This is a genomic window from Pseudohalocynthiibacter aestuariivivens, from assembly GCF_018457175.1.
In the GTDB taxonomy this organism is placed as follows: Bacteria; Pseudomonadota; Alphaproteobacteria; order Rhodobacterales; family Rhodobacteraceae; genus Pseudohalocynthiibacter; species Pseudohalocynthiibacter aestuariivivens.
The window spans coordinates 720,776-744,791 of sequence record NZ_JAGFNU010000001.1; the positions used below are offsets into that span (position 1 = coordinate 720,776).

General features: G+C 52.3%; 23 protein-coding genes. 8 read left to right on the forward strand and 15 right to left on the reverse strand.

Features of this window, described 5'->3' with window-relative positions; all coding sequences use genetic code 11:
- The first annotated feature begins 95 nt into the window (after positions 1 to 95).
- A complete protein-coding gene (locus J4E70_RS03585) occupies positions 96 to 620 on the forward strand; it encodes a DUF4142 domain-containing protein (RefSeq protein WP_213887673.1) in 525 nt (174 codons plus the stop codon).
- Positions 617 to 964: a cupredoxin domain-containing protein gene (locus J4E70_RS03590; RefSeq protein WP_213887674.1), complete on the forward strand. Its 348-nt coding sequence runs from the start codon at positions 617 to 619 to the stop codon at positions 962 to 964. Before J4E70_RS03585 ends, J4E70_RS03590 begins: the two co-directional genes overlap by 4 nt.
- A 148-nt stretch (positions 965 to 1,112) precedes the next feature.
- Here the strand turns inward: J4E70_RS03590 and J4E70_RS03595 are convergent, their stop codons facing one another.
- Complete coding sequence (locus tag J4E70_RS03595) at positions 1,113 to 1,730, reverse strand: HD domain-containing protein (protein ID WP_213887675.1); 618 nt, start codon at positions 1,728 to 1,730, stop codon at positions 1,113 to 1,115.
- Between the two features lie 99 nt (positions 1,731 to 1,829).
- Between J4E70_RS03595 and J4E70_RS03600 the strand changes: the two genes are divergently transcribed.
- Entirely contained in the window at positions 1,830 to 2,672 is an 843-nt protein-coding gene (locus J4E70_RS03600) for a LysR family transcriptional regulator (RefSeq protein ID WP_213887676.1), read from the forward strand.
- Between the two features lie 20 nt (positions 2,673 to 2,692).
- Here the strand turns inward: J4E70_RS03600 and J4E70_RS03605 are convergent, their stop codons facing one another.
- The 4 genes from J4E70_RS03605 to J4E70_RS03620 all read right to left on the reverse strand — a co-directional run bounded on the left by J4E70_RS03605 (position 2,693) and on the right by J4E70_RS03620 (position 8,053).
- Entirely contained in the window at positions 2,693 to 3,430 is a 738-nt protein-coding gene (locus tag J4E70_RS03605) for an aspartate/glutamate racemase family protein (protein WP_213887677.1), read from the reverse strand.
- Positions 3,431 to 3,458: 28 nt separating this feature from the next.
- Positions 3,459 to 4,709 carry an NAD(P)/FAD-dependent oxidoreductase gene (locus J4E70_RS03610; protein ID WP_213887678.1) on the reverse strand — a complete coding sequence of 417 codons (1,251 nt, stop codon included), beginning with the start codon at positions 4,707 to 4,709 and terminating at the stop codon, positions 3,459 to 3,461.
- Between the two features lie 7 nt (positions 4,710 to 4,716).
- A complete protein-coding gene (locus J4E70_RS03615; protein ID WP_213887679.1) occupies positions 4,717 to 6,939 on the reverse strand; it encodes a TRAP transporter permease in 2,223 nt (740 codons plus the stop codon).
- 103 nt (positions 6,940 to 7,042) lie between these two features.
- Complete coding sequence (locus J4E70_RS03620; RefSeq protein ID WP_213887680.1) at positions 7,043 to 8,053, reverse strand: TAXI family TRAP transporter solute-binding subunit; 1,011 nt, start codon at positions 8,051 to 8,053, stop codon at positions 7,043 to 7,045.
- Between the two features lie 170 nt (positions 8,054 to 8,223).
- Between J4E70_RS03620 and J4E70_RS03625 the strand changes: the two genes are divergently transcribed.
- Positions 8,224 to 9,156: a LysR family transcriptional regulator gene (locus J4E70_RS03625; protein ID WP_213887681.1), complete on the forward strand. Its 933-nt coding sequence runs from the start codon at positions 8,224 to 8,226 to the stop codon at positions 9,154 to 9,156.
- A 25-nt stretch (positions 9,157 to 9,181) separates the two neighbouring features.
- Here J4E70_RS03625 and J4E70_RS03630 read toward each other — a convergent pair whose 3' ends face one another.
- The 7 genes from J4E70_RS03630 to J4E70_RS03660 form a co-directional block, all read right to left on the reverse strand.
- Positions 9,182 to 9,994: a PaaX family transcriptional regulator C-terminal domain-containing protein gene (locus J4E70_RS03630; protein WP_213887682.1), complete on the reverse strand. Its 813-nt coding sequence runs from the start codon at positions 9,992 to 9,994 to the stop codon at positions 9,182 to 9,184.
- A gap of 108 nt (positions 9,995 to 10,102) precedes the next feature.
- Positions 10,103 to 12,133, reverse strand: a complete 2,031-nt coding sequence (gene paaZ, locus J4E70_RS03635; RefSeq protein ID WP_213887683.1) for a phenylacetic acid degradation bifunctional protein PaaZ — start codon at positions 12,131 to 12,133, stop codon at positions 10,103 to 10,105.
- Positions 12,134 to 12,143: 10 nt separating this feature from the next.
- Positions 12,144 to 13,334 (reverse strand): cytochrome P450, encoded by a 1,191-nt coding sequence (locus tag J4E70_RS03640; protein ID WP_213887684.1) that lies wholly within the window; start codon positions 13,332 to 13,334, stop codon positions 12,144 to 12,146.
- Entirely contained in the window at positions 13,334 to 14,686 is a 1,353-nt protein-coding gene (locus tag J4E70_RS03645) for a TRAP transporter large permease (RefSeq protein WP_213887685.1), read from the reverse strand. Before J4E70_RS03645 ends, J4E70_RS03640 begins: the two co-directional genes overlap by 1 nt.
- Positions 14,683 to 15,189: a TRAP transporter small permease gene (locus tag J4E70_RS03650; protein WP_213887686.1), complete on the reverse strand. Its 507-nt coding sequence runs from the start codon at positions 15,187 to 15,189 to the stop codon at positions 14,683 to 14,685. Before J4E70_RS03650 ends, J4E70_RS03645 begins: the two co-directional genes overlap by 4 nt.
- A 68-nt stretch (positions 15,190 to 15,257) precedes the next feature.
- Positions 15,258 to 16,280 carry a TRAP transporter substrate-binding protein gene (locus J4E70_RS03655; protein ID WP_213887687.1) on the reverse strand — a complete coding sequence of 341 codons (1,023 nt, stop codon included), beginning with the start codon at positions 16,278 to 16,280 and terminating at the stop codon, positions 15,258 to 15,260.
- A gap of 51 nt (positions 16,281 to 16,331) precedes the next feature.
- Positions 16,332 to 18,395: an FAD-dependent oxidoreductase gene (locus tag J4E70_RS03660; protein ID WP_213887688.1), complete on the reverse strand. Its 2,064-nt coding sequence runs from the start codon at positions 18,393 to 18,395 to the stop codon at positions 16,332 to 16,334.
- A gap of 102 nt (positions 18,396 to 18,497) precedes the next feature.
- On the opposite strand from J4E70_RS03660, the gene paaG reads away from it, so the two are divergent.
- From paaG to J4E70_RS03680, 4 genes are read left to right on the forward strand one after another with little or no spacing between them, the layout of a single operon-like run.
- A complete protein-coding gene (paaG, locus tag J4E70_RS03665) occupies positions 18,498 to 19,289 on the forward strand; it encodes a 2-(1,2-epoxy-1,2-dihydrophenyl)acetyl-CoA isomerase PaaG (RefSeq protein ID WP_213887689.1) in 792 nt (263 codons plus the stop codon).
- Positions 19,290 to 19,291: 2 nt separating this feature from the next.
- On the forward strand, positions 19,292 to 19,717 hold the full coding sequence (gene paaI / locus J4E70_RS03670) for a hydroxyphenylacetyl-CoA thioesterase PaaI (RefSeq protein WP_213887780.1): 426 nt from the start codon (positions 19,292 to 19,294) through the stop codon (positions 19,715 to 19,717).
- Positions 19,718 to 19,735: 18 nt separating this feature from the next.
- The gene (gene paaK / locus J4E70_RS03675; RefSeq protein WP_213887690.1) at positions 19,736 to 21,046 is read left to right on the forward strand and encodes a phenylacetate--CoA ligase PaaK; all 1,311 of its coding nucleotides are present in this window, start codon (positions 19,736 to 19,738) and stop codon (positions 21,044 to 21,046) included.
- Between the two features lie 3 nt (positions 21,047 to 21,049).
- Positions 21,050 to 21,646 carry a TetR/AcrR family transcriptional regulator gene (locus J4E70_RS03680; RefSeq protein ID WP_213887691.1) on the forward strand — a complete coding sequence of 199 codons (597 nt, stop codon included), beginning with the start codon at positions 21,050 to 21,052 and terminating at the stop codon, positions 21,644 to 21,646.
- Positions 21,647 to 21,699: 53 nt separating this feature from the next.
- Here J4E70_RS03680 and J4E70_RS03685 read toward each other — a convergent pair whose 3' ends face one another.
- The 3 genes from J4E70_RS03685 to paaD are packed head-to-tail and all read right to left on the reverse strand — an operon-like array spanning position 21,700 to position 24,016.
- Positions 21,700 to 22,461, reverse strand: coding sequence for a Phenylacetic acid catabolic protein (locus J4E70_RS03685; protein WP_213887692.1), 762 nt, complete (start codon positions 22,459 to 22,461; stop codon positions 21,700 to 21,702).
- A gap of 9 nt (positions 22,462 to 22,470) precedes the next feature.
- A complete protein-coding gene (locus tag J4E70_RS03690; protein WP_213887693.1) occupies positions 22,471 to 23,544 on the reverse strand; it encodes a 2Fe-2S iron-sulfur cluster-binding protein in 1,074 nt (357 codons plus the stop codon).
- Positions 23,545 to 23,554: 10 nt separating this feature from the next.
- Positions 23,555 to 24,016 (reverse strand): 1,2-phenylacetyl-CoA epoxidase subunit PaaD, encoded by a 462-nt coding sequence (gene paaD / locus J4E70_RS03695; RefSeq protein WP_213887694.1) that lies wholly within the window; start codon positions 24,014 to 24,016, stop codon positions 23,555 to 23,557.

A 24,016-nucleotide genomic window follows, 5' to 3' on the forward strand; every position in this document is an offset into this window, starting at 1 on the left:
GAACGATTGAGCAGATACTTTGAACCCCACGGCATTCTAAGTTCAACTTAATTGGCGTTTGTTGATTACGTTGACACACATTGGGAGAAACCAAAATGAAGGCCACTATTCTTTCCGTACTTATCGCTACTGCCACTGGCATGGGTGCTGTACACGCAAGCGGACCATCAGAACTAAACGATCTGGAAATCGCGCATGTTGCATACACCGCTGACAACATCGACATTCGTTATGCACATCTGGCGCTCGCCATTTCGCAAAACCCCGAAGTGCGCAACTTTGCGCAAACGATGATCAACGACCATGAAGCGGTCAACGAAGCCGCGCTCGCTTTGCTCGAAAAGCTTGGTGCACAGGCGCAAGACAATGATTTTAGCCAAACCCTGAATGAGAACGCCGAGGTGATCATCAATGATCTTGCAGCCCTCAGAGCGGAAGAGTTTGATATGGCTTACGCGTCGAACGAACTAGCCTATCACAAGGCGGTTAACGACCTTGTCGAAAACACTTTCATCCCAAGCATCGACAACGCCGAAGTGAAAGCGTTGTTCCAGCAAGGTCTTGAAATCTTCAAAGTCCACGAAGGCCATGCTGAAAGCATGGTTAGCTCTCTGAAATGAGGCAAGTTTCAAGACGTCAAATCCTAACCAATGCGATGGCTTTGCCCATCGCGTTGGCTGTTTTTTCTCGGCAAGGGCGGGCGCATGAATCCTCGAAACTGCACGAGGTTGATATTGTAAACTTTGCTTTTGTTCCCGAAACGATTTCAGTGCATCCCGGCGATCGGATCGTGTGGACGAACCGTGATCTGAGCCCACATACGGCGACTGCTGAAAGTGGGGACTGGGATACAGGGGAGCTTGGGCAGGGCCAAAGCGCAGAACTCGCAGTGACCGAGGACATGGTTGGCTCATTTTTTTGCACCTTCCATCCAAATATGAAAGGCCAGCTCGTTCTTAGTTAATGTTTTTTAGCGAATCCCATCGGTTCGAATTATGGGAGCTCGCGACGCCAATGCCCGGTCATCGTCCCTAACTTCTGGTCGGGCATTCGAGGCTCCCTGCTGCTGCCTTTGGGCAGCAGCAGGGAGCCTCAATTTCAAATTAGTCGGATTACTCAGCCGCTGTTGTTGCTGTTGCGCTGTCGTCCAGCGTTTCGTTCAGTTCCATATGGCCCTCGCCTTTTGAAAAGACCCGACGCAACATAGGCTCAAAGAACTCCAGTGGTTTGGTTGGGTAATTGGGGTCAAAAGAGGTCTGGTCGTATGTATGGCAGAAATACTTGCAGTCCTCATAGTATGGGCTGTCCTTGTACTTTTCACGCGCGTTCCGATCACCGCCCAGAAAGTGGTTGTAGTAGTACCCTTGAAAAACGCAGTGATGCTGAATGATCCAGTGAGCTTTTTCCGAAACGTAGGGTTTCAGGATCGCCGCAGCCAGCTCTCCGTGGTTGTAGGGCGACAGGATATCGCCAACATCGTGGATAAGCGCTGCGATGATAATTTCTTCGTCAGCACCGTCTTCATGCGCGCGGGTCGCTGATTGCAGACAATGCTGGTAGCGGTTGACCGGGTAGGGGGTCCACTCTTCGTCAAGTGACCTGATGCTGTCCAGCAACCTGTCGACAAGACCGGCATTGTAGTCATCTTCATAATCCATGACCGCAAGGAAGTCTTCCTTGGTTGCGTTTTCAAAGCTGGTCCAGGTGGGTTTGTGGCTTTTGTCTAGCATCTGCATTTCCTTTGTTAGCGTTGAGAAAACATTAACGTTAGTTGAGTAACAAAAAAAATGAATTGATTTAATCAATTCGAACAATAATATTTCTCAGTTATGCAGATCAGAAACTTTGAAACATTTCTAGCAATCGCTGATTTTGGCGGCTTTCATGGTGCCGCGCAGCATCTGAACGTCACTCAAACAGCCGTAAGCGCACGGATCAAGGCGCTGGAAGAGACGCTGGGTACGCAGCTGTTTAGCCGCGGGCCGGGTGGAACGCGCCTTACGGCCTCTGGCCGTCAGTTTCGCCCCTACGCCGAGCAGATGCTGAGAACATGGAGCAACGTGCGTGTCGAACTGTCCGGCCAGTATAAAAACCGCCTTTCATTGCGTTTGGGGACGCAGCTTAGCATTTGGGACCCGCTTTTGGTGGACGTTGCAATCTGGCTTGAGACGGAGCTGGGCAAGCTGCCCATGACGCTTAATTACGATCACTCGATGAACATGCACGAGGCGGTTTGCCAACAGTTGGTCGATATTGCAATTACCAATGATGCCCCCGTTGGAACGCGGTTTGGTGTGGTGGAATTGCCCCCAGAAAAGCTTTTGCTTGTGTCAGACAAGGCATCGGACTTCGAGGATGGTGACTTCCCACTTTTCATGAACCTAGAACTTGGGGCGCAATACCAGGCCCAGTTGCAGGATATCCTGCCAGAGCGTAGCCAGCAGCATATTTTCCTTGGAAACGCGATGATGGGGCTGCGTTATCTGACGAAACGCGGCGGGATCGGATATTTCCCTGTAAACATGCTGGAAGAACCACTATCAAAGGGAGAATTGTACCTTGTCAGGCGTGCTCCGGAAATTGTGTTGTCTTGCTATGCAGTTCACCTACCTGAAAATCCCGCACGTGCGCAGATCAAAGAGGTTCTTTCCGGATTTGTTCAGCTTCGTTGATAGTTTTGCCGTTTGAGGATTTACTCATAAGGCATGAAGCCCGGATAGGGTGCGCGGGTAACCGTTTCATGTACCATCGCCGTTAATGTAGTCAGGTCAAAGATCGGCATTTTCAGGTGCTTCTGCAGAAGATGCGCATAGGGTGGCATATCGGTGCATTCCAGAACCAATACCCGCATGTCGGGATTATTACGGACCAGTTCAGTGGCAGATTCGAGCACTTCGGCCGCGATTTTGTTCAGATCCATCGCATTGCGTCTGCCTTGTAGGATTACCTCGGTGAACTCGGGCTGATGTTCCATGCCTTGAACCGCAACGGGAATGCCTGCAGCGCCAACAGATTCGAAATGCCTGTCAGTCAGGCTTTCGCGGCAGGCAGTCAAAACGCCAACCGGGCCTTTGCGCCCGGCAATGTTGTAGGCCAAAGGAATTTGAATAAGACTTGAGGCGAAGACAGGAATGTTTACAGCATCGGACAGTTCTTGCTGAAAAATGGCAAGAAAACCGCAACTACCGGTGATCGCACGCGCTCCTTCCCGTTCTAGATGCTGTGCCGCTTTGATAAAGGGTGCAAGGAATTCGGGTGAGGGGTTTGCCAGCAAGTCTTTTATCGATGCTCCGACAACCGTTTCGTAGAGCACCGGAAATGGAAGGCTTGATGGGTTTTTGATATGTCCCGGTGGTTTTGGAAAACCTGAATCAAGGCATAATACCCCGATTGAAACACCACAGATGTTCTGTCCACCTTGATAAATCATTCACTTGGTCCGTCTGTAAGGGGAAGTGCTAAAACCGATCGATCCGATAAGGCGAAAGCTCTGTATTGCTCCGTGCCTCTAGCACCGCGTCAGCCACCAGTTCACCTGTCTTGGGAGCCATCATCAGCCCGTAGTGGCTATGGCCAAAGGCTGCAAATAGACCGCTCTGCCCGGGAATGGGCCCAATTGCAGGCAGGCTGTCAGGGAATGACGGGCGCACACCCATCCAGCTTTTCGTCACTTCTGTATTGAGGTCAGGTAGCATTTTTTTCGTCTGTCCAATCAGCATCTGTGCCCGCTTCTCTGTGGGGGGGGCGTCTAGCCCTGCAAACTCTGCTGTTCCGGCAGAGCGAAGGCCGCCCTCCATCGAACTTGAAACGAATTTGAAGTCCGCATCCATGACGGAATTGTTCAGCTCAACACCGGGATTTTCAAACATGATATGGTATCCGCGTTCGGCCTGAAGCGGTATGCTGAGACCCAGCGGTTTTAAAAGGTTTGCCGACCAGGCACCTGCAGCAACCACGATCTTTTCCGCAGGAAAGGCCCCCTGATCAGTGGTGATCAGCCACGTGTTGTCAGATTTTTCAAGACCCCTGACTGTTGCGCGCAAAACCTCCCCTCCAAGAGACAAGAACTTTTCTGTCAGCACTTGTCCAATCCGTCCGGGGTCGCGTGCGCGTGCCTGACCCTTTATTAGTATCGCTGCCTTGTAGTCAGGCGATATCGCTGGTTCCAACCGACGTAGTGCTTCACCGTCAACGACTTCTACCTGCGCACCTTTTTCACGGCGTAAATCCCAACTTAGGCCCGCAACGCTTGCTTGTTTTGGATTGCGGTACACGTGAACGTAGTAGCTGTCTTCGATCAGGTTTTCATGGCCCGTACCAGCAAGGTGTCTTCTGAATAGTTCAATGTTTGAAGTGTTCAATGTCTCCATTGCATCTGAAATTTCGCGCACGCGTTTTGCACGTCCGGCATAAAGAAATCTAACGCCCCAAGGCAGAAATCGCGGCATATAGCTTAGCGGTAGCCGAATTGGGCCTTCGGGGTCTATCAACCAGCCTGGGATGTTCTTCCAAAGCCAGGGAAGGGATTGGGGTACGACAGACCAGGGTGAAATGACCCCGGCGTTTCCAAAAGACGCGCCCTGCCCAGGTTCATCCCGATCAATCAGTTTTACGCTTGCACCACGTTCAACCAAAGCGAGCGCCGTGCAAATTCCCACTATACCCGCACCAACAACGGTTACAGGAGGGGACTGAGTTTCAATTTTCATTCTGGGCTCACGCGTTGATTGTTTTTCGAACCTGAAGTTGCTGTTGTAAAAACACCGGAACCAAAAGAACAAGCGAAATCAGATCGCTTTGACCAGACGGGGCCACCAGAAACAGCCCGCCAATGGCCGCAATAACGCGCCAGATGCCATTCAGAGGGGTTAAAAAGAAACCTGAGACCGCTGTTGCGATTACAAAGACACCAGCCGCGCAGGTCAGTGAAACCTGCAGGAAGGACAGTAACGTGAAGTATTCGGGCAGAACGATCAGCATCGTTGGTGCGTAGACAAAAACCATCGGCACCATTAGTTTTCCCAGCCCCAGTGTGAACGCACTAATACCGGTGCGGAACGGGTTTGAGCCGGCAATACCAGCTGCTGCATAGGCTGAGGCACAGACCGGCGGCGTAATCTCGGAAATAACCCCATAGTAAAGTACGAACATATGCGTTGCGAGCGCGGGAACACCCAGTTGCGAAAGTGCTGGCTGCGCGACAGATACCAGCATGATATAGAGCGCCGTCGTCGGCAAGCCAGCTCCCATCAAGATACAGGCGATTGCTATCAGCACGAGTGATAGGAACTGCTGAATTCCGGCTTGTGAGAAAGCCTCAGAAGGAATCCACCCAAGTAACGGATGAAGGACAGCAGCCATATCAGCGGCGCCATTGGTCACCATAAAGCCGAGGCGGAAACCCACACCAGTTGTGTTGATAACCCCAACGACAATTCCAACAGCTGCCGAAGCCGCGCCCACGGCGAGCGCATATTGAACGCCGACATGGAAGCTATCAAAGAGATCGCGGAAATTCTGACGCTCATTGCGATGAAGTGAACCAAGTATTGTGAGCGCGGCAAGAACGCCCGCCAAATTTGGCGAAAATCCTTCACCGCTCATGGGGGACGCTTTCCAGAAAATGAAACCCAGCAAGGCGAAGGGAACGATCAAGGTTTTGGGTTTGTCCAAGGCACAAAACCCGACGACGACACAAAGATTGAGACCCATGAACGCAGCCATATTTGGGGAATAACCAGAGAACAGAACAATCAGCAAAGCGATCAACGGAATAATTGTGAACCAGCCTTCACGCCAGACTTTGATGAGATTGGGTAATTCATCTTTCGTGTATGTCGGCAGGTTAAGACGTTTAGCAGTGAAATGAACAATCGACATGACACCGATGTAGTGCATCATCGCAGGAACGATCGCGGCAATAACGATTGTTGTGTATGGCACCTCAAGATACTCGGCCATCAGAAAGCTGGCAGCCCCCATAATTGGCGGTGTAATTTGCCCACCTGCACTTGCGGCCGCCTCCACACCACCAGCGAAATGGCCGGGGTAGCCCATTCTTTTCATATTCGGAATCGTGAGCGAGCCGGTCGAAACCGTATTGGCGATGGAAGAGCCGGATATCGTGCCAAAGAAAGCGGATGAAACCACTGAAACTTTCGCTGGCCCGCCCGTGTAGCGGCCTGCTGCGATCATGGCGTTGTCGACGAAAAATTGACCAAGCCCCATGCGCTGGGCAACAACGCCAAACAGCACAAAGTGGAAAACGACCGTCGAAACAACCCAGAGCGTGACGCCGAAGATACCTTCGGCCGGGAAATACATGTTGTTTACGAACTGGTGCCAGTCGACCCCCGGATGGCGCAAAATCTGAGCGGGCATGTAAGGGCCAAACAGGGCGTAGATCATGAAGACGCTGATAATCATTGGCAGCACAAATCCGATGGTGCGCCGTGCAATCTCAAGGACTGCCAAAATCAGAACAGATCCGAAAAACACATCAAGCCCGGTTGGGTTGCCTTGGCGTAGCGCCTGTTCAGGAATAGCCAGACCAAAACTATCTAAACCGCGCCAACTAAGCCATAAGAACAAAGCTGCGCAGACGCCAAGGATCATGATTGCCCAATCATAAATCGGGACGTTGCCTGGGGCTAGAATGCGTCCGGGGCGGTGCTCGTAGCTTTGTGCAAGCTTTAAAAGCGGGAAGCCGACGAATATAAAGATAAACAAACCGGAAAGGTGAATTCCCATGTGAACATGATCAACGGGTGTCCCGAAACCTGCTGTCCAAAGGTGATAAAGGGCAAAAGCGACCGTTCCCCAATACATGACTTTGGTCAGCTGAGGGCTGTTGTTCCGCGTCGCAAGAGCCGAGTCATATTTTCGCTCAAGCGCCTCTAGGGCTTTGGCGTCAAGTTCATGTGGGGCAGGCGAAGTCATACTGGTCACTCCGGATGGGGGGTGATTAAAAGGGGCAGGCCGAGGCTGTGCAACGGCCTGCCGTTCGTTTTGGGGTTATCGGTATACGAAAATCAGAAAGTGATTACTCGAGCATGCCAATTTCACGGTAGTAACGCTCTGCTCCCGGGTGCAACGGAACACCGATACCGTCAACACCAAGCAATGCTGTTTCCAGAGTGATTGCACGACCTTTGGGGTGACCGTTGTCCAACAACTTGCGAGCTGTGCTTGACCACAGTGCTTTGGTGATTTCGTAAATCAGGTCTTCAGACTGGTTTGCATTGGTAACAAGCATGCCTGAAACCGCCACAGTGTTAACGTCATAGGCTACACCGGGGTATACACCAGCCGCAATTGTTGACGGTACATAGTATGGTACGGTTTCATTTGCCTGACGCACTTCTTCCTCGGTGAAGGAGTAAAGTTCCATCCCTTTTGTGTTGTCGAGCTGGATCATCGCTGCAACGGGTGTACCTGCAGCATAGAAATAAGCATCGAGCTGCCCGTCAGAAATTCGCTCAGCGCTTTGGCTGTTGTTAAGCTCTGCTTCGTCGATGTTGTCACGGGTTATGCCGTGGTCACCAAGGATGAGCTCAACAGCAATCTGCGTACCAGAACCCGCCTGGGCGATTCCAACGCGTTTGCCTTCCAGTGCAGCCAGCCCGTCCAACGTTGAGCCTTTTGGTAGAACGAGGTGCAAATCTTCGGGAAACAGGTTCGCAATAACGCGAAGATCAGGTTTTGCGTCACCTTCGTATTTCCCGATGCCATTGTAAGCAAAATGCAGTGTTGCGGCGCCTGTAAGGCCTGCTTCCATCTGGCCAGCCTGGATCGCATTCACATTGTGCGCTGATGCGTTTGTGGATTGCGCGATAGCAACAAGACCGGGAACGCCGCAGTTCCCGCCTTCGTCACATGCACGGGACCCAGGAGGGTTCGAAATCGCGTTAGCGATTATGCCACCGATCGGAAAGTAAGTTCCGCCCGCACCACCCGTGCCAATACGGAAAAAGGTCATTTCCTGTGCAAAGGCTGTTCCAGCCAACATGGCGCTGGCCAATGCGACGCCCGTAAGTTTCGTAAACAATGTCATTATATTCCTCCCAGAACAAAAATCTCAATCCAAGTGGCGCGTATGTTTCGCATAATATGGACTTGGACTTGATGTCTGACAGAATGTCGCGGTAACTCAATAAAATCAAATTTTTATTATTTTGATTTCCATAAATTATTTTTATACTGAATGTAAGAGAGGGTTGCACATTGAACTTAAAACAACTCGCCGCGTTTCGGGAAGTCATGCTTAGCGGATCAGTTTCGCAGGCTGCCCGCAATTTGAACCTTACACAGCCCGCTGTCAGCGCGTCGTTACGTACTTTGGAAGATGAGCTCCAGCTGAAGTTGTTTGAGCGTCGTCAGGGAAGGTTGATCGCCGTTCCCGAAGCGCATTATCTTTTAGCAGAGGCGTCAGAAACGCTAGACCGGTTGGCCGCAGCAAAACAAAACCTTCGTAGCCTGAGCAGCAAGAAAAGCGGGGTTTTGCAGATTGTGGCAATGCCGGGTCCGTCGGTCTTTTTGTTACCCAAGCTCATAAGTCAGTTTGTGGCCGACAATGATGATGTCAAAGTTACTCTAACAACACGTAGCTCACAGCAGGTCCAGCAGATGGTGGCAACTCAGAATTTCGACCTTGGAATTGCTGATTTAGGGGCTGACAAAATTACCGGTGTGAACCTCGTTGAGGCTGATATCTTAAACAGCACCGGGGTTTGTGCTGTGCCAGCACGCGACCCGCTGGCGGAAAAACCACTCATTTCGGCATCTGATCTCGACGGAAAGCCGATGGCGGTTTTGCAGCACACGCATTCGAGTCATGTTTTGACAAAGGCGACGTTTGACGCTGTAGGGGCAACTTTCAATCCGCGTTTTGAGTCGCAGTATTTTTTGCCTCTCTTTACTTTTGTTGAAGCAGGGCAGGCCTATGCTATTGTCGACAAGCTAAGTGCGGAAAGCTATCGGCTCTATACACGCGGTGAACCTGAGATTGTCTTTCGTCCATACGTCCCCGAAGTCGTGCTTCGGTTTGCATTGCTCACACCCGCGCATCGCCCATCATCAATGCTCGCAAGTTCATTCGCGGAACTCTGGAAAGAAACAGTCGCAAGAATTGAAAGTGATGAATTGTTAGGGAGCTAGATCGACTGAACTCAAACACGGACGTTCAGGTCGTGCGTTCCAGACCGCGAAGTGAAGGGCGTTTGAGCATACCCAGAAGTTGGTGGACCAGAGCTCTGCATTCATTTTCGCGCCAGTCTTTTGAATAGAAAGTTTCTGGCAGTTCCGGATGTCGCAGCAGATTGCGCCTCCAGTTATGCACAACAAGCGTACGCAGCGTCGCGATCTCCAGCGGCGTGAGAGAGGTATCCGGTCTTACAAGCTCGGCTACGGCCAACAGGTTTTTTTCGAGAGACTTATACTCGGAAACCAGTTTCGCAGGGGCAATCGTTTTTTTCAGCCAGTTTGGTACAACCAACGTGCTGCCTTCCAGCGCGAAAACTTCTGGTAAAGTTTCCGAAGGCGCGCCATTTCCAAGATAAACACCTGTCCCAAGCACGACATAGTCCTTACCAAGGAAATCCCTTTCAAAACACTGCCTGTCTGTTTGTGTCATTGGCTTTGTCACAACGACGTGCCAGTTTTCGTCTGTTTTAACATTTCGGGCGTAGATGCGTGGTGTGGCCTTGGCACTTTGCACCAGACCATAGTTTGTCAGGCTGTAGAAACTGGTGCGTCCAACCTTTTCACTTTTGATCCATCCGTCTTTGCGAAGACGGTGAAGGGCAACGCGCATGGCTTCGGGCTTAATACCCATCTGATCGGTGATACGCGACATGAGCGGCCCACTGATCTGGTCACCGGGGCGTTGTGCAAGATCCCCGAAAAGGGTCACGATAATTGACCAGACCCGTTGTTCTCCATTTCGGGTCAGTTCTTCGACTGATTTTTGAAAGGCGTGGTCAGCAAGTGAATTCATACAGTCTATATAGGCGTTACCTTTTCGCCTGACCATACGGCACGGTGGCAACCCGAAGAGATGCAAGGTCTTGCCACCCTTCGGGTTTAAAACTGCAAGTTTCGCGTTTCAGTAAGCATTCATGGTCAAAAGTTCATACTCCGCGACAAGCTCGTCTTCCTGATTTGTAAGTGATACGTGCCAGCGCACTTCGCCATACTCCTCGTTTCTGCCCGTTTTCTTTTTCACCGTCAGGCGAACTTTTATGCTGTCACCTGCCTGAACAGGTTTCATGAATCGCAACCCGTCGAGACCGGTATTGGCCAAAACGGGACCAGGATTTGGTTCTACAAACAAGCCAGCAGCAAAAGATAGCAGAAGGTAGCCATGCGCGACGCGCCCAGGAAAGAACGGGTTGGCTGCTGCGGCCTCTTCATCCATGTGGGCGTAGAACGTGTCACCTGTGAACTCGGCAAAATGCTCGATATCATCCAGCGAAATTTCACGTGATGCGGTATGGATCGTTTCACCAATCGCAAGGTCGCCAAAATTTCTGGTGAAGGGGTGCTCCGTGCCTTCAATCTCTTGTGCGCCGGGATTCCATGTTCCGCTGATTGCTGACAGGATGTCAGGGCTGCCTTGGATAGCGGTCCGTTGCATATAGTGCATCACACCCCGTACCCCGCCCATCTCTTCGCCACCTCCAGCGCGACCTGGTCCGCCGTGCACCATGTGCGGCAGGGGCGAGCCGTGCCCGGTGCTTTCTTTCATGCTGTCACGGTTGTTGAAGTAAATGCGCCCATGATAAGCGCCAACTCCCATCACCAAATTTCGAGCAATGTTTCCATCGCGGGTAATGACAGATGCAACCAGGCTGCCTTCGCCACGGTTCGCAAGCTGAATCGCGTGATCCAGATCACGATAGCCCATGATAGTTGAAACAGGCCCAAATGCTTCGGTGCAATGCACAAGATCGGAAGTGTCCGGGTTTGCGCAGTGAAACAGCATTGGCGGAACAAAGGCACCCTTTTCAGCGCCTTCGCCCTGAAGGGTGAAATTGTCAGGGTCGCCATATACCCGCTCTGCCTGCTGCCCGATGATCGCCGCCTTTTCCAGAACATCGCGTTTCTGACTTTCAGAGACCAAGGCCCCCATGCGCACACCTTCAGCGCGAGGATCACCGATTGTTGTTTGATCGAGCCTTGCTGACAACGCTTTGATTAGTGCCTCGACTTGAACTTCAGGCGCAATGATCCTGCGAATTGCTGTGCATTTCTGCCCGGCTTTTGCGGTCATCTCACGGCTGACTTCTTTCACGAACAGGTCAAATTCGGGTGTGCCGGGGGTCGCGTCAGCCCCAAGAATCGAAGCATTCAGGCTGTCCTGTTCCGCAACAAACCGGATTGAATTTTGCAAAATGTTCGGTGCTGACCGCAGGCTGAGCGCGGTATGTGCTGAGCCTGTAAAGCTGACGATATCCTGCATTCCCAAACGGTCCAGCAAATCCCCCGTGCCACCTGAAATCAGCTGAACGGAACCCGCAGGTAACAGACCGCTGTCGAGCATGATCCGAACGCAAGCCTCGGTGACGTAGCAGCTGGAGGTTGCAGGTTTAACGATAGCCGGAACGCCAGCCAAAAGCGTTGGTGCCAGCTTTTCAAGCATACCCCAAACAGGGAAGTTGAAAGCGTTGATGTGCACCGCAACCCCCTGCAGCGGGGTGCAAATGTGTTGTCCCAGAAAGGTGCCATTCCGGCTAAGCTGTTCAATTTCACCATCCAGATAAACATGCCCGTCCGGCATCTCGCGCCGGCCTTTTGAGGCAAAGACGAACATTGTGCCAATCCCGCCATCAATATCAATCAGGTGGTCTGATTGCGTCGCACCCGTATCAAAGGAAATGTCATAAAGTGCTTGTTTGTGTTTTCCGATCTGCATCGCAACGGCTTTGAGCATCCGGGCGCGATCATGAAAGGTCATGGCGCGAAGCGCTGGGCCACCAACATCGCGGCCATAATCCAGCATAGATTGCACATCCAGTGCGTCATTGCCGGCCTTTGCAATCACTTCTCCGGTGATAGCGCTTTTAATAATACGTGCGGATTGACCGGGTTGAACCCACTGACCGGCGGCAAAACTGCTGATTTTCTGTATCGTCATGATGATGTCCTTAGTTCAGTTGGGCGGGCAATCGGGCGTAACCGCGAAACCTGATGCGGCCGCCACGTTTTGCGCCTGAAGTCAGTTGGTAACTCGGGAAGCGTTCAAGAAAGCGCCCGATGGCGATGCGGCCTTCCATACGCGCGAGCGTCAGGCCGACACAGGTATGTGGACCACCGGCAAACGCGAGGTGTTTGTTCGGCTTTCGTTCAACAATCAGCCGATCGGGGTCGTCGAATTTTGCTGGGTCACGGTTGGCCGCGCCAATAGAAAGATGCAGATCAGACCCTTTGGGGATTACTGTTTCGTGCAGCGTTAAGTCTTGCGTGGTCAGCCGGTTTCCGAGCTGATTGGGGCTTTCCATACGCAGGAATTCATCGACTGCCGTTGTTATCAATGATGGGTTGTCCAAAAGCGCGCGCCGCGCGTCCGGGTGCTCTGTAAGCAGTGCAAGCGCATTGCCGATCAGGTTGGTCGTGGTTTCGTGCCCGGCATTCAGGATAAAGATACAGTTTTGGTAAAGCTCAACTTCGCTTAATCCCCCACCTTTGTCAGTTTGAATAAGCCGTGTCAGAACATCTGTTTCCGGGTCTCCCGGGTGGCTTCGGCGCTCAGCAACAATGACGCGTAAAAAATCCACAAATTCTTCAACCGAACGATTGCCCCAGTCCAGTTGCTCTTGTGAAAGTTTCGGTTCAAGCGCGCCAAGGATTGCGAGCGACCAATTGCGCAATGGTCCACGCTGGTCACGCGGTATGTTGAGCAGGTTGCCGATGACCTCGATTGGGATTGCACCTGCAAAATCCTCGATCAGTTCAACGGATATCTTACCCTCCATCTCGTCGAGCAGGCCACTAACCAGAGTTTCCAGACCCGGTTCCAACTGGGCCAGCGCACGCGGGTTCATTGCCCCGACCATCACTTTTCGTACACGGGTGTGCAGGGGTGGGTCATTGAAGACAAGTGATGTTGTGTGATGTTCAAAAAGCGGGCTATCCACGCCAAATTTTGGCGCAAAGACCTTTTTCTTATCCGAGATAAACAGCTTGGTGTCCCGGTAAATCCGGTCCAGATCATCATAGCGCGAAATGACAAAAGACCCGTCAGCTTGTGGACAGACGGGCGCCTGTTCACGCAGCCATTGGTACGTGGGGTAGGGGTTTTCGTGAAACCCTTCCGGTGGGTTGGTCAGATCAAACATCAGTGTCCAAATGCGCCCATCTTATTGGGCAGATAAAGAACGATGATTGGCACAAGCACGATCAGAGCCAACCGGAAGATATCTGCGATCCAAAACGGGGTGACACCTCTGAAAATCGTCGCTGTTGAAACATCGCCGACGACCGCCCTGAGAATGAAAACATTAAGACCGACAGGTGGTGTTATGAGTGAAATTTCCGTGACGACCACTACAACGATGCCAAACCAGATCGGATCATACCCAAGCGACATGACGACCGGGAAAAAGATTGGCACGGTGAGCAGCAGCATCGACAGGCTCTCAAAAACGCAGCCAAGGATGATGTAGATGCCAAGGATCATCAGCATGACGACCATTGGTGAAACATCATAGGCCGTGACCATACCGATAAGCGCTTCGGGCAGGCCCGCAAGATTGACGAAGTTCGAGAAAATTTGCGCGCCAATCAGAACCGAAAAAAGTGCAGCAGCAGTGAAGGAGGTTTCTTTGAGCACTTCAAAGGTGGATTTTATTGTCAGACCACCCCGGCCAAGCGCAATCAGAAAAGCACCCATTGCGCCCATACCCGCCGCTTCAGTTGGTGAAAATGTCAGGTTCAGCGGCGCGAAATCAAAGATTCCATAGAGCCCGCCGATCACAAGGAAAAAGAGCAAAAGCACCGCCCAGACAGATCGCAACGCCTTTAGCCGATCACCCCATCCGGTGCGTTCACCGGCTGGCCCGGCATCCGGGTTGCGCATCACTGTCCAGCGAACCGCAAAAAGGTAAAAGAGGATACCCAACATTCCAGGAATAATCCCCGCAATAAACAGTTTGCCAATAGAGGTTTCTGTCAGCAACCCGTAGATAACCAGAATGACAGAAGGTGGGATCAGAATGCCAAGCGTTCCGCCTGCTGCTATGGATGCGGTCGACAGTGAATCAGCATATCCATAACGCCGCATTTCTGGCATTGCGACTTTGGACATGGTTGCAGCTGTGGCCAGGGATGACCCACAGATCGCGGAAAATCCACCGCAGGCCGCAACTGTTGCCATGGCAAGGCCACCCCGCATGTGACCAAGGAATGCGTTCGAAACCGCGTAAAGTTCGCGCGCAAGACCACCCTTGTTCACAAACAGACCCATAAGAATGAAAAGCGGTACGACAGACAGCCCATAGTCTTGCGCAGTATCTGTGATTTGACGCCCAACCATCGACATTGCGGCCTTCAGGCCGCGTTCGGAAAAGATCGCGCCGCCACGTTCGTAGGCAAAGCCTAGCGAGCCAACCAAACCCATCGCAAAAACGATGGGCAGGCGCAAAAATACCAGTATCAGGACAACGGCAAAGCCGATCAGCGCAGCGGTCATTGCATGCTCTCCTGCAAGAGTTTGGGGGCAAAAAGACGAAGCAGTCCGGTGATGATCATCGCGGCAGAGGTAATTGCCGTCGCAAGCGCGATGAACCCACCGATGTAAAACTGTGGGATTGAAAGATACTCGGTCACATCGCCGTATTCCTGTGCGCGTTCAGACAACAGCCAGACACGATGAATCGGCCAGAACAACATGATCCCACTACTTAGAAAAACAGCCCCATCACGCAACCGTTCCAGCCGGTGGCGATGGAAGAAGCCGTCTGTCAGATCAACTGCAATATGCTCACCCCGAGCCGAGATTATGGGAAGAACGGAGAAAACCATAATTGCCATCAAAATGCGGGTCAGTTCCGTTGCAGCTTCAATTGGTGAATTAAAAAGTGACCTCAGGATGACATCACAAAAAGTCATGACCATCAGAATGAAGAGTGCGAAACAAGCCAGCAGCACTGGCAAGAAACTGATGCGCTGCATTAGGTTTATCAGGTTTTTCAATACGCTACCTCCAGTGTGTCGCTTCAGGCTGGCGGAGACGGCTCAGCCAGCCTGATTTTTAAGTCAGTTTAGTTCGCTGCCATTTCGGTTTTGACCATTTCGTAGGCGGTCTGAGCGTCGATGCCGGTTTGAGCAATCTCTGCAATAACGCTTGCTATGACGCCTTCTGCAATCTGGTTGAATTTTGCCAAATCAGCATCGCTTGCCGGGTTGATGGCGTTGCCTTCGGTTTCGGCTGTCGCTGTACGACCGATCATATCAATCTCGTCCCAGATTTTGCCAATCTCACGGCTCAGAGGTTCGCCAAAAACCTTTTCTTCAAGAGCCGCCTGAAGATCCTCTGGCAGATCGGCAAAAGTGTCTTCATTCATGATGAAAGCGAACGAACCACGGTACAGGCCGCCGGGAACTTCGAAAACGTTCTGCGCGACTTCAGTCAGTTTAAATCCGCGTCGCGATTCCATCGGCATCACAACACCATCAGCCGCTCTTGAGGCAAGTGTTTCGTACACTTTGGGCGCAGGAACCTGAATTCCTGTTGCGCCGAGTGCGGCGCCAACGTCACCACCAACACCGCCGGGAATGCGGACTTTCAGGCCCGAAATTTGGTCTAGCGAGGTCACTGCATCTGCCGAATGCAATTGTGCTGGGCCGTGTGTGTGAAGCGCAATGACCTTAACGCCGCGATGCTCATCTGCAGCTTGCAAATAGGCTTCATAAGTGCGCCAGTAAGCAACAGATGCCTGCTCAGCAGAGCCTTCGTAGCCAGGAAGCTCGATCAGTTTTGTCGTGACAAAACGGCCAGGCTGATAGCCGTGGAAAATGATCGAAGCATCTGCTGCACCATCTTGTACCAAATCCATCTGTGCCGGGGGTGGCGCGATGCCAAGCTTCAGCTCTGCCGTAACCTGACCATCTGTTGCCTCTTCGACCATTTCGATGAATTTAGGCCACATCATTGCGTTGATGCCGTGGGTCGGTGGGGCCCAGCTTGAAATGGTCAGCGTGTAATCGGCAGCAAATGCAACCGTTCCTGCGAATGCCATTGTGGCTCCTGCCAAAAGACCAGTTAATTTTGTAAATTTAGTCATGAGGATCCTCCCTGTTCATGATCAATTTTCAATTCATCCCGTATCAGTCGTCTAAACTGCTGCGGTTTTCAGTTTCTTCGGTTCTTCGTTGTTCATGTTTGCCAGTCGCCATGAGTTTGGGCTTTCACCAGCGACCGTCTTCATCGTCTCAGATGTTGTCCGCCATCCAATTTCCCTGGCGTAGTGCATCGGCCCGCCGCGCCAGCGCGGAAACCCATACCCGTGGATCTGCACCATATCGATTTCAGAAAACCCCTCGGCAATTCCGTCTTCGACAATTTGCGCGCCTTCGTTGGCCAAAACCGCCAGCAGACGTAACAAAATCTCGATTTTGGTGAAGTCTCGGCGGTCTATTCCTTGCTTTGCGGAATAGTCAGCGATCATCTGTTCAACCTCGGGGTCGCGCAGGGGTTTGCGGCTATCCCCATCATAGAGATACCAACCGCGCCCACTGCGCTGACCAAGGCGGTCCATTTCGCAAAGCTGATCACCAATTGGCACATAACGTTCTTTGGGGTCGCGATCTGCGGCCTGTCGCTTGCGGTTTGCCCAGGCAATTTGCAGACCGGTAAGGTCCTGCATCTCATAAGGGCCCATCGGCATCCCAAAGGCACGCATCGCTGCATCAACCTGATAGGGAAGGGCACCGTCAGCCAGCAAATAATCCGCTTCGCGACGGTAGGCCGCCAGCATCCGATTGCCAATGAAACCGTCACATATTCCGGAAAGGACGGAAACTTTCCGCATGCGTTTCCCAAGGGCAAAACCAGTTGCCAAAACGTCGGGATGTGTTTCGGGCGTTTTAACGATTTCCAGCAGTTTCATGATATGTGCCGGGCTAAAGAAATGAAGCCCGATACAGCGTGAATGGTTTTCAATGCCTGCGAAAATGACGGTTGGGTCGAGGTAGGACGTATTGGTGGCAAGAATGGCATTGCGATCCATTGATGCGGCAAGTTCGCTGAAAACGGCTTGTTTGACACTCGCGTCTTCAAATACGGCCTCCACCGCCACCTGAGCAGGTGCCGCATCAGAATAGGCGTCGGATGTGCGAAACGCATTGAGTTGCCGCCTGTGTTGATCAACCCCTAACTTTCCACGCTTTAATGCGCCATCCAGCAAATTTGTGACCCGATCATGCGCAGCATTCGCAGCCGTCTTGTCACGTTCAATCAATGTAACCTTGAGGCCAGCGTTCAATGCTGAAGCTGCAATGCCTGCACCCATCAACCCACCACCAACAACAGCTATGTGTTCAACCTCACGCGCTGTCGCGCCAGCAATCGCCGCAGGTTTCGCAACCTGTCGCTCTGCAAAAAACGCGTGGCGAAGGGCGCGAGATTCAGGCGATTTGCGTAGCGCAAGATGCAGTTCGCGTTCTTTTGGTTGCGCTTCGGAAAAGGGGCGCGCTGCCCAAGTAAGTGCGTCAAAATTATCCAAAGGCGCGTGCTGACCCTTTGCACGTCTCAGAACCTCAGCTTTTTTGCGCGTTAAAGCCGCCTCATCAATCGGCTCAACAATTCGCTGACTGACCGGGGTTGGCCGGAGTGGCAACGTTTGGGCGAAGGCCAGCGCTGCCTGCTTCAGATCGCCTTCAACAACCTGGTCGAGACCGCCGAGCCGGTACAGCTCTTCTGAGTTAATAATTTTACCAGCGCAGGCGATATCAATCGCAGGTTCTATACCGATAAGTCGCGGCAGCCGTTGGGTGCCACCCGCGCCGGGAATAACGCCAACATTCACTTCGGGTAAACCAAACCGGGTTCCGCTAGCGGCAATACGCCATGCGCATCCCATTGCAATTTCGAACCCTCCACCAAGTACATTTCCGTGCATAGCGGCAATAAAGGGTACTTCGCTGTCCTCGATCATCTGCACTACGTCTGGAAGGTGAGGCGCGACTGGCAAGGTGTCGAATTCGGACATGTCACCGCCTGCGATAAAGGTTCGGCCCTCGCATATCAAAATAGCGACACGTGCACCGGCGACGTCGGCGATCGCGGTTTCCAACCCTTCGCGAACGGCGGTCGACGTTGCGTTGACTGGGGGGTTGTTAATGATCACCCAGGCAATGTCGTTTTCTATAAGGGTCCGGACTGTCCGGTCTTCAGACATGGTGGTCAAACTCCGATCAAAGAATCAAAGGTTGATTATTTATTGACCAACCGTTCGGTTTATGCAAATGTTTTCTTGTTCTATGATTTTGCAGGGGCCGTTATGAGCGATACGATTCTTACGCAAGTGCATGAAAACTGGGTCGAAATAACGTTGAATCGCCCTGATCGGCTAAACAGTTTTAACGATGAAATGCATCTTGCACTGCGTTCAGAACTTGAAGCCGCACTTGATAAAGGTGCCCGTGCAATCCTTCTGACGGGCGCGGGCAGAGGGTTTTGCGCAGGGCAGGACCTAGGGGATCGGGATCCTTCAAAAATGTCTGGCTCACCAGATCTTGGGGCAACGCTGGTGAACTTTTACAACCCACTTGTCCGGTTGATCAGATCGCTAGAGTTCCCCGTTGTTTGTGCTGTCAATGGCGTTGCTGCCGGGGCAGGGGCCAACATTGCACTGGCGTGTGACATCGTTTTGGCGGCACAAAGTGCAAAGTTCATTCAGTCATTCGCCAAGGTTGGCCTGATCCCTGACGGCGGCGGTACATGGTCGTTGACGCATTTGTTGGGTGAAGCGCGTGCCAAGGCACTGGCATTGACGGCAGAACCATTAAGCGCACAGAAAGCCGAAGACTGGGGCTTGATCTGGCGCGCTGTTGAAGACGAAGCGTTAATGGGTGAAGCACGCGACCTGACTGCAAAACTGGCAGATAGCCCAACAGTTGGCCTTGGGATGACCAAGATGGCGATTCAAGCGGCATCAACAAACAGCTTGGATCAACAGCTTGATCTGGAAGCAAAAAGCCAGAAAATTTGCGGAGAAACTCCAGACTACGCTGAAGGTGTCAGATCTTTCTTGCAAAAGCGTGCACCAAAATTCACCGGGGTCAAATCATGACAATGACACCAAAAGAAAGAGCAGAGCGCAGCGCTGCAGCGATGTGGGCAGACGATGGCGCGTCAAGCTGGTTGGGAATCGAACTTGTTGAGGTGGATGAAGGCTGTGCCGTCATGGCGCTGACCGTAGAACGCCACCATGCAAATGGGCATGGAATTTGTCACGGCGGTATTACGTTTTCACTGGCGGACAGTACCTTTGCCTTCGCTTGCAATAGCCGTAATCAGTCGACAGTCGCCCAGCACAACGTGATCAGCTATATAGCGCCCGGGTATGTGGGTGACCGTCTGACGGCCACTGCACACGAAGTCAGTTTGACCGGTCGTAGTGGAATATACGATGTGAAGGTAACCAATCAGGATGGAAAACTTATCGCTGAACTTCGCGGTTTTTCACGTGCCATCAAAGGCCAATTGTTTCAGGAATGATCCGTTAGGGAGGAAAGAATGAAAGATCTGACACCAAAGAAATCTGACCTGCATCCGATTGAAATTGCCTCGGTTGATGAAATCCGCGCCCTTCAGCTTGATCGGCTCAAATGGTCCGTGCGTTACGCCTACGACAACGTGTCGATGTACAAACAACGCTTTGACGAAGCTGGTGTTCATCCTGACGATCTGACTACGTTGTCTGACCTCGCTAAATTCCCGTTCACTTACAAAAATGACCTGCGTGACAACTACCCTTTTGGCCTTTTTGCCGTTCCGCGTAGCGAAATTATCCGCTTGCATGCTTCGTCCGGCACCACTGGCAAGCCAACGGTTGTCGGCTACACCAAGACTGACATCGACAATTGGGCTGATCTGGTGGCGCGCAGCTTGCGGGCTTCGGGTCTTCGCAAGGGTGACATGGTGCACAACGCTTATGGCTATGGTCTGTTCACAGGCGGTCTTGGCGCGCACTATGGGATCGAACGGCTTGGTGCCACTGTTGTACCGATGTCAGGTGGGCAAACAGAAAAACAGGTGGGCCTGATAACCGATTTCAAACCTGACGGGATCATGGTGACTCCGTCCTATATGCTGAACATCCTCGAACAGTTCCACAAGGTCGGCCTTGATCCGCGAGAATGTTCGTTGCAGGTCGGCGTATTTGGAGCAGAGCCATGGACTGATGCGATGCGCAAGGAAGTCGAGAACGCATTTGACATGCATGCTGTCGACATCTACGGCCTCTCCGAAATAATGGGGCCGGGTGTTGCCAACGAATGCGTTGAAACAAAGGATGGTCCGGTGATCTGGGAAGATCATTTCTTTCCTGAGATCATTGATCCGATCACGAGCGAGCCAGTTGAAGATGGCGAGATGGGGGAGCTTGTTTTCACCACGCTCACCAAAGAGGGCCTGCCGATGATCCGCTATCGCACGCGGGACTTGACGCGCCTTTTACCGGGCACAGCACGGAGCATGCGGCGGATGGAAAAAATCACAGGTCGTTCGGACGACATGATCATTCTGCGCGGTGTAAATGTTTTCCCGACCCAGATTGAAGAGCAATTGATGGCCACGGGCGGTCTGGCACCGCATTTCCAGATCGAGCTTTACAAATCGGGCCGAATGGACGCCATGCGTGTTTATGTTGAGGCGAATCCGGACGCGACGGATGAGCTATCGAAAACGGCATCGGCCAGGATGTTGACCAAACGCATTAAGGATATGGTTGGTATTTCGACCGAGATCATCGTGGGCGAACCTGGCGATGTTGAACGCAGTCAAGGCAAAGCCAAGCGGGTCGTAGACAACCGCAAAAAGGAGTGAGTTTTGGCCCGTACAATCGCCAAAGACTATGACCAGAAACGCGGGCAAATTCTAAAAGTAGCTGCCAGCGTATTTGCAACCGAAGGGTTTGACCGCGCATCGATGAGCCAGCTAGCGAAAGCTTGTGGGATATCGAAGGCGAATATCTATCACTACTACAGCGGTAAAGACGCGCTTTTGTTTGATATTTTAGATACTTATCTCAAGGCGTTACGCGACCGAATTTGTAACGCTGCCCCGGCAAGTCTTACGCCGGAAGACAGGTTTCGTGCGACAGTATCCGCCATTTTGCTGGCGTATCAGGGGGCTGATGATGAACACCGGGTTCAGGGTGGTGGCTTTGCAATGCTGCCGGACGATCAGCAAGATGTTTTGCGCGGCTATCAACGCGATTTGGTGAAACATCTTTCGGACATTGTGCAGGCAATCGCACCTGAAGTGTTTGAAGGCGAAAAAGGCAAACTTCATGCGGCGACGATGTCTGTGTTCGGGATGCTCAACTGGTTTTACATGTGGAACAGCAAGGCAGACGCGAAGGCACGCGAAGACTATGCAAACATTGTAAGCAATCTGACACTCAGCGGAGTCCGTGGCCTTTAAAACAAGACTTGTCTGGTGGCAGAATCGGCCAATTCCGGCTCTGCCATCAAGTTTTACCCAGCTTTGAGATCCAAACTCCCCAAAACCGCTTTTGCCTCGGTTTCCCAGCGGGATTTTAGGTCTGCATTGGTGTTTTTGCGTAGGCCATAGGCCTTAAGCGCATCTGCGCGACCGGATTTGGTGCTGCCAAAACTTGCCGCGACGCGTGGCCACCAGTAGCTGACACAGGTTTGTACATCTACCGTCGCCGAACCGTCTTCCAGTAGCTTCGTCAAACCCTCCAGTGCCAGTTCCGCGTGGCGGGCCTCAATCGGGGCGATAGCGCGGAATTGCTCGGCCAGCGGTTGGTAAGATACAGATGAGAACTCTTCAAGCTGTACAGCAACGGCAAGGCCCATAAGAAGGTTCATTACAACGGCGTCGGCCCACCCTTGAAGCGGATAATTAAAAACCGCAAGCCGCATGTCAGATTCGGTTCGGGTCGCACCAATATCAGCGTCCCGATCCAGGCGTGCCGACCAGGGGTGGTGAACGGCGTATCTATCAGTATTTGCGCCAAACTCGCCCATGATTTTTAGAACGCGGTCGGCGTTGTCGGTCTTTTCCAGAACGATCTTTGCGGCGGCGATGCGTTCTTTGATACCCGGCCCTTGATTGATGACGTCGGCGAATCCGGCAGCACCTGCCAACTCACTGTCAACAAAGGTGGCCATCAGGCGCATAAGTTCCGCGCGGTACCGTGGTGGTACATTCCCAGGAGAGGTCAGAACCCCACCAGCGGAAAGGTAGCTTTCAATGCTCATTTCGTCGGTCATGGGGTTCTCCTATTGATCGTAGTCGACAACAACGTTGTCGGTCAGCGGGTAACACTGGCACGTCAGCACATAACCACGCGCAACTTCGTAATCTTCCAGCGCGTGGTTTGCGATCATTTCAACCTCGCCCTCAGTTACCTTGGCGCGGCATGTTGAACAGACTCCGGCTTTACATGCGAAAGGTGCGTCGAGCGCGTTCTCAAGCGCTGCTTCAAGAATGGTCTGATTTTTTGGCATATTAAAACTGCGTGTCGCACCATCAAGCGTGATACTTGCACTGGTTTCGTTGGATTTTCCGGCAGAATCCACGCTTACCACTTTACGCGAGGCGCGGCCGGGTTGTGCACTGGCAAAAAGCTCGAACTTGATCTGAGCGTCGGTCAGGCCATGGTCACGTAGGGCGGCTGCAATCGTCAGCATCATCGGCTCGGGACCGCAGATGAAGGTGGAATCGACGTTCTTGATATCGATCCAGTGCTTGAACAATTGTTTGCATTTCTCGGCGTCTATTAGTCCAGTGAACAGGTCGATGTCCTGCGCGTCACTTTCCAGAATGTGGATAATGTTAAGGCGTCCCATAAAGAGGTTCTTAAGGTCTTCAAGTTCTTCCCGGAACATGATCGTGTTCACGCCTTTGTTGGCGTAGACCAGCGTGAATTCCGATTTTGGTTCCTGCGTCAGAACAGTTTTGAGGATCGACAGAACCGGTGTTATGCCCGAGCCGCCTGCAAAACCGAGATAGCTCTTTTCAGCCACTGCATCCAACGGTGTGTGAAACGCACCCATAGGCGGCATTGCCTCCAATATCTCTCCGACTGTTAGGTTTTCATTCGCCCAGGTCGAAAATGCGCCACCCTCAACACGCTTGATGCCGACCTGAAGAATGCCCTCATCTTTGCCTGCACAGATTGAGTAAGAACGGCGTAGTTCTTCGCCGTCAAAGTCGCGGCGGAAGGTCAGATACTGACCTTGCGTGAAATCGAACGCGTCAGCCGCGCCATTTTCGGGTTTCAGTGTCACGACAACCGCGTCGCGGATTGTTTTGTGAACGTCGGTGACGGTTAGGTTATGAAAGCGCGCCATCGGATCCTCCTTAGATGCACTTGAAATAGTCAAAAGGTTCAGCACAGGCGCGGCAGCGCCAGTGTGCTTTGCATGGTGTCGAGCCAAACTGGCTGATTTTCTCAAGGTCAGTCCCACCACAAAGTGGGCAACGCTTTGGGCCACCGGCAGGCTGGGGTGGGGCTATCCCGTATTTTTCCAGTTTTTCCCGGCCCTTATCGGTCAGCCAATCGGTGGTCCAGGCGGGGGAAAGCTGCCGTTTCAACTCCAGCTTTTCGACACCGTGGTCACGTAAGGCAGTCTCGATATCAAGATTGATAATCGACGTCGCTGGGCAGCCCGAATAGGTCGGTGTTACCGTCACGCAAAGCGTGTCTTCCTGCCAATCGACATCGCGAATGATGCCGAGATCAACAAGCGAGATCACGGGGATCTCGGGGTCAGGAACGGCATCAAGCCATTCCCAGACCTGTTTGAGCGACGGTTTTGACAT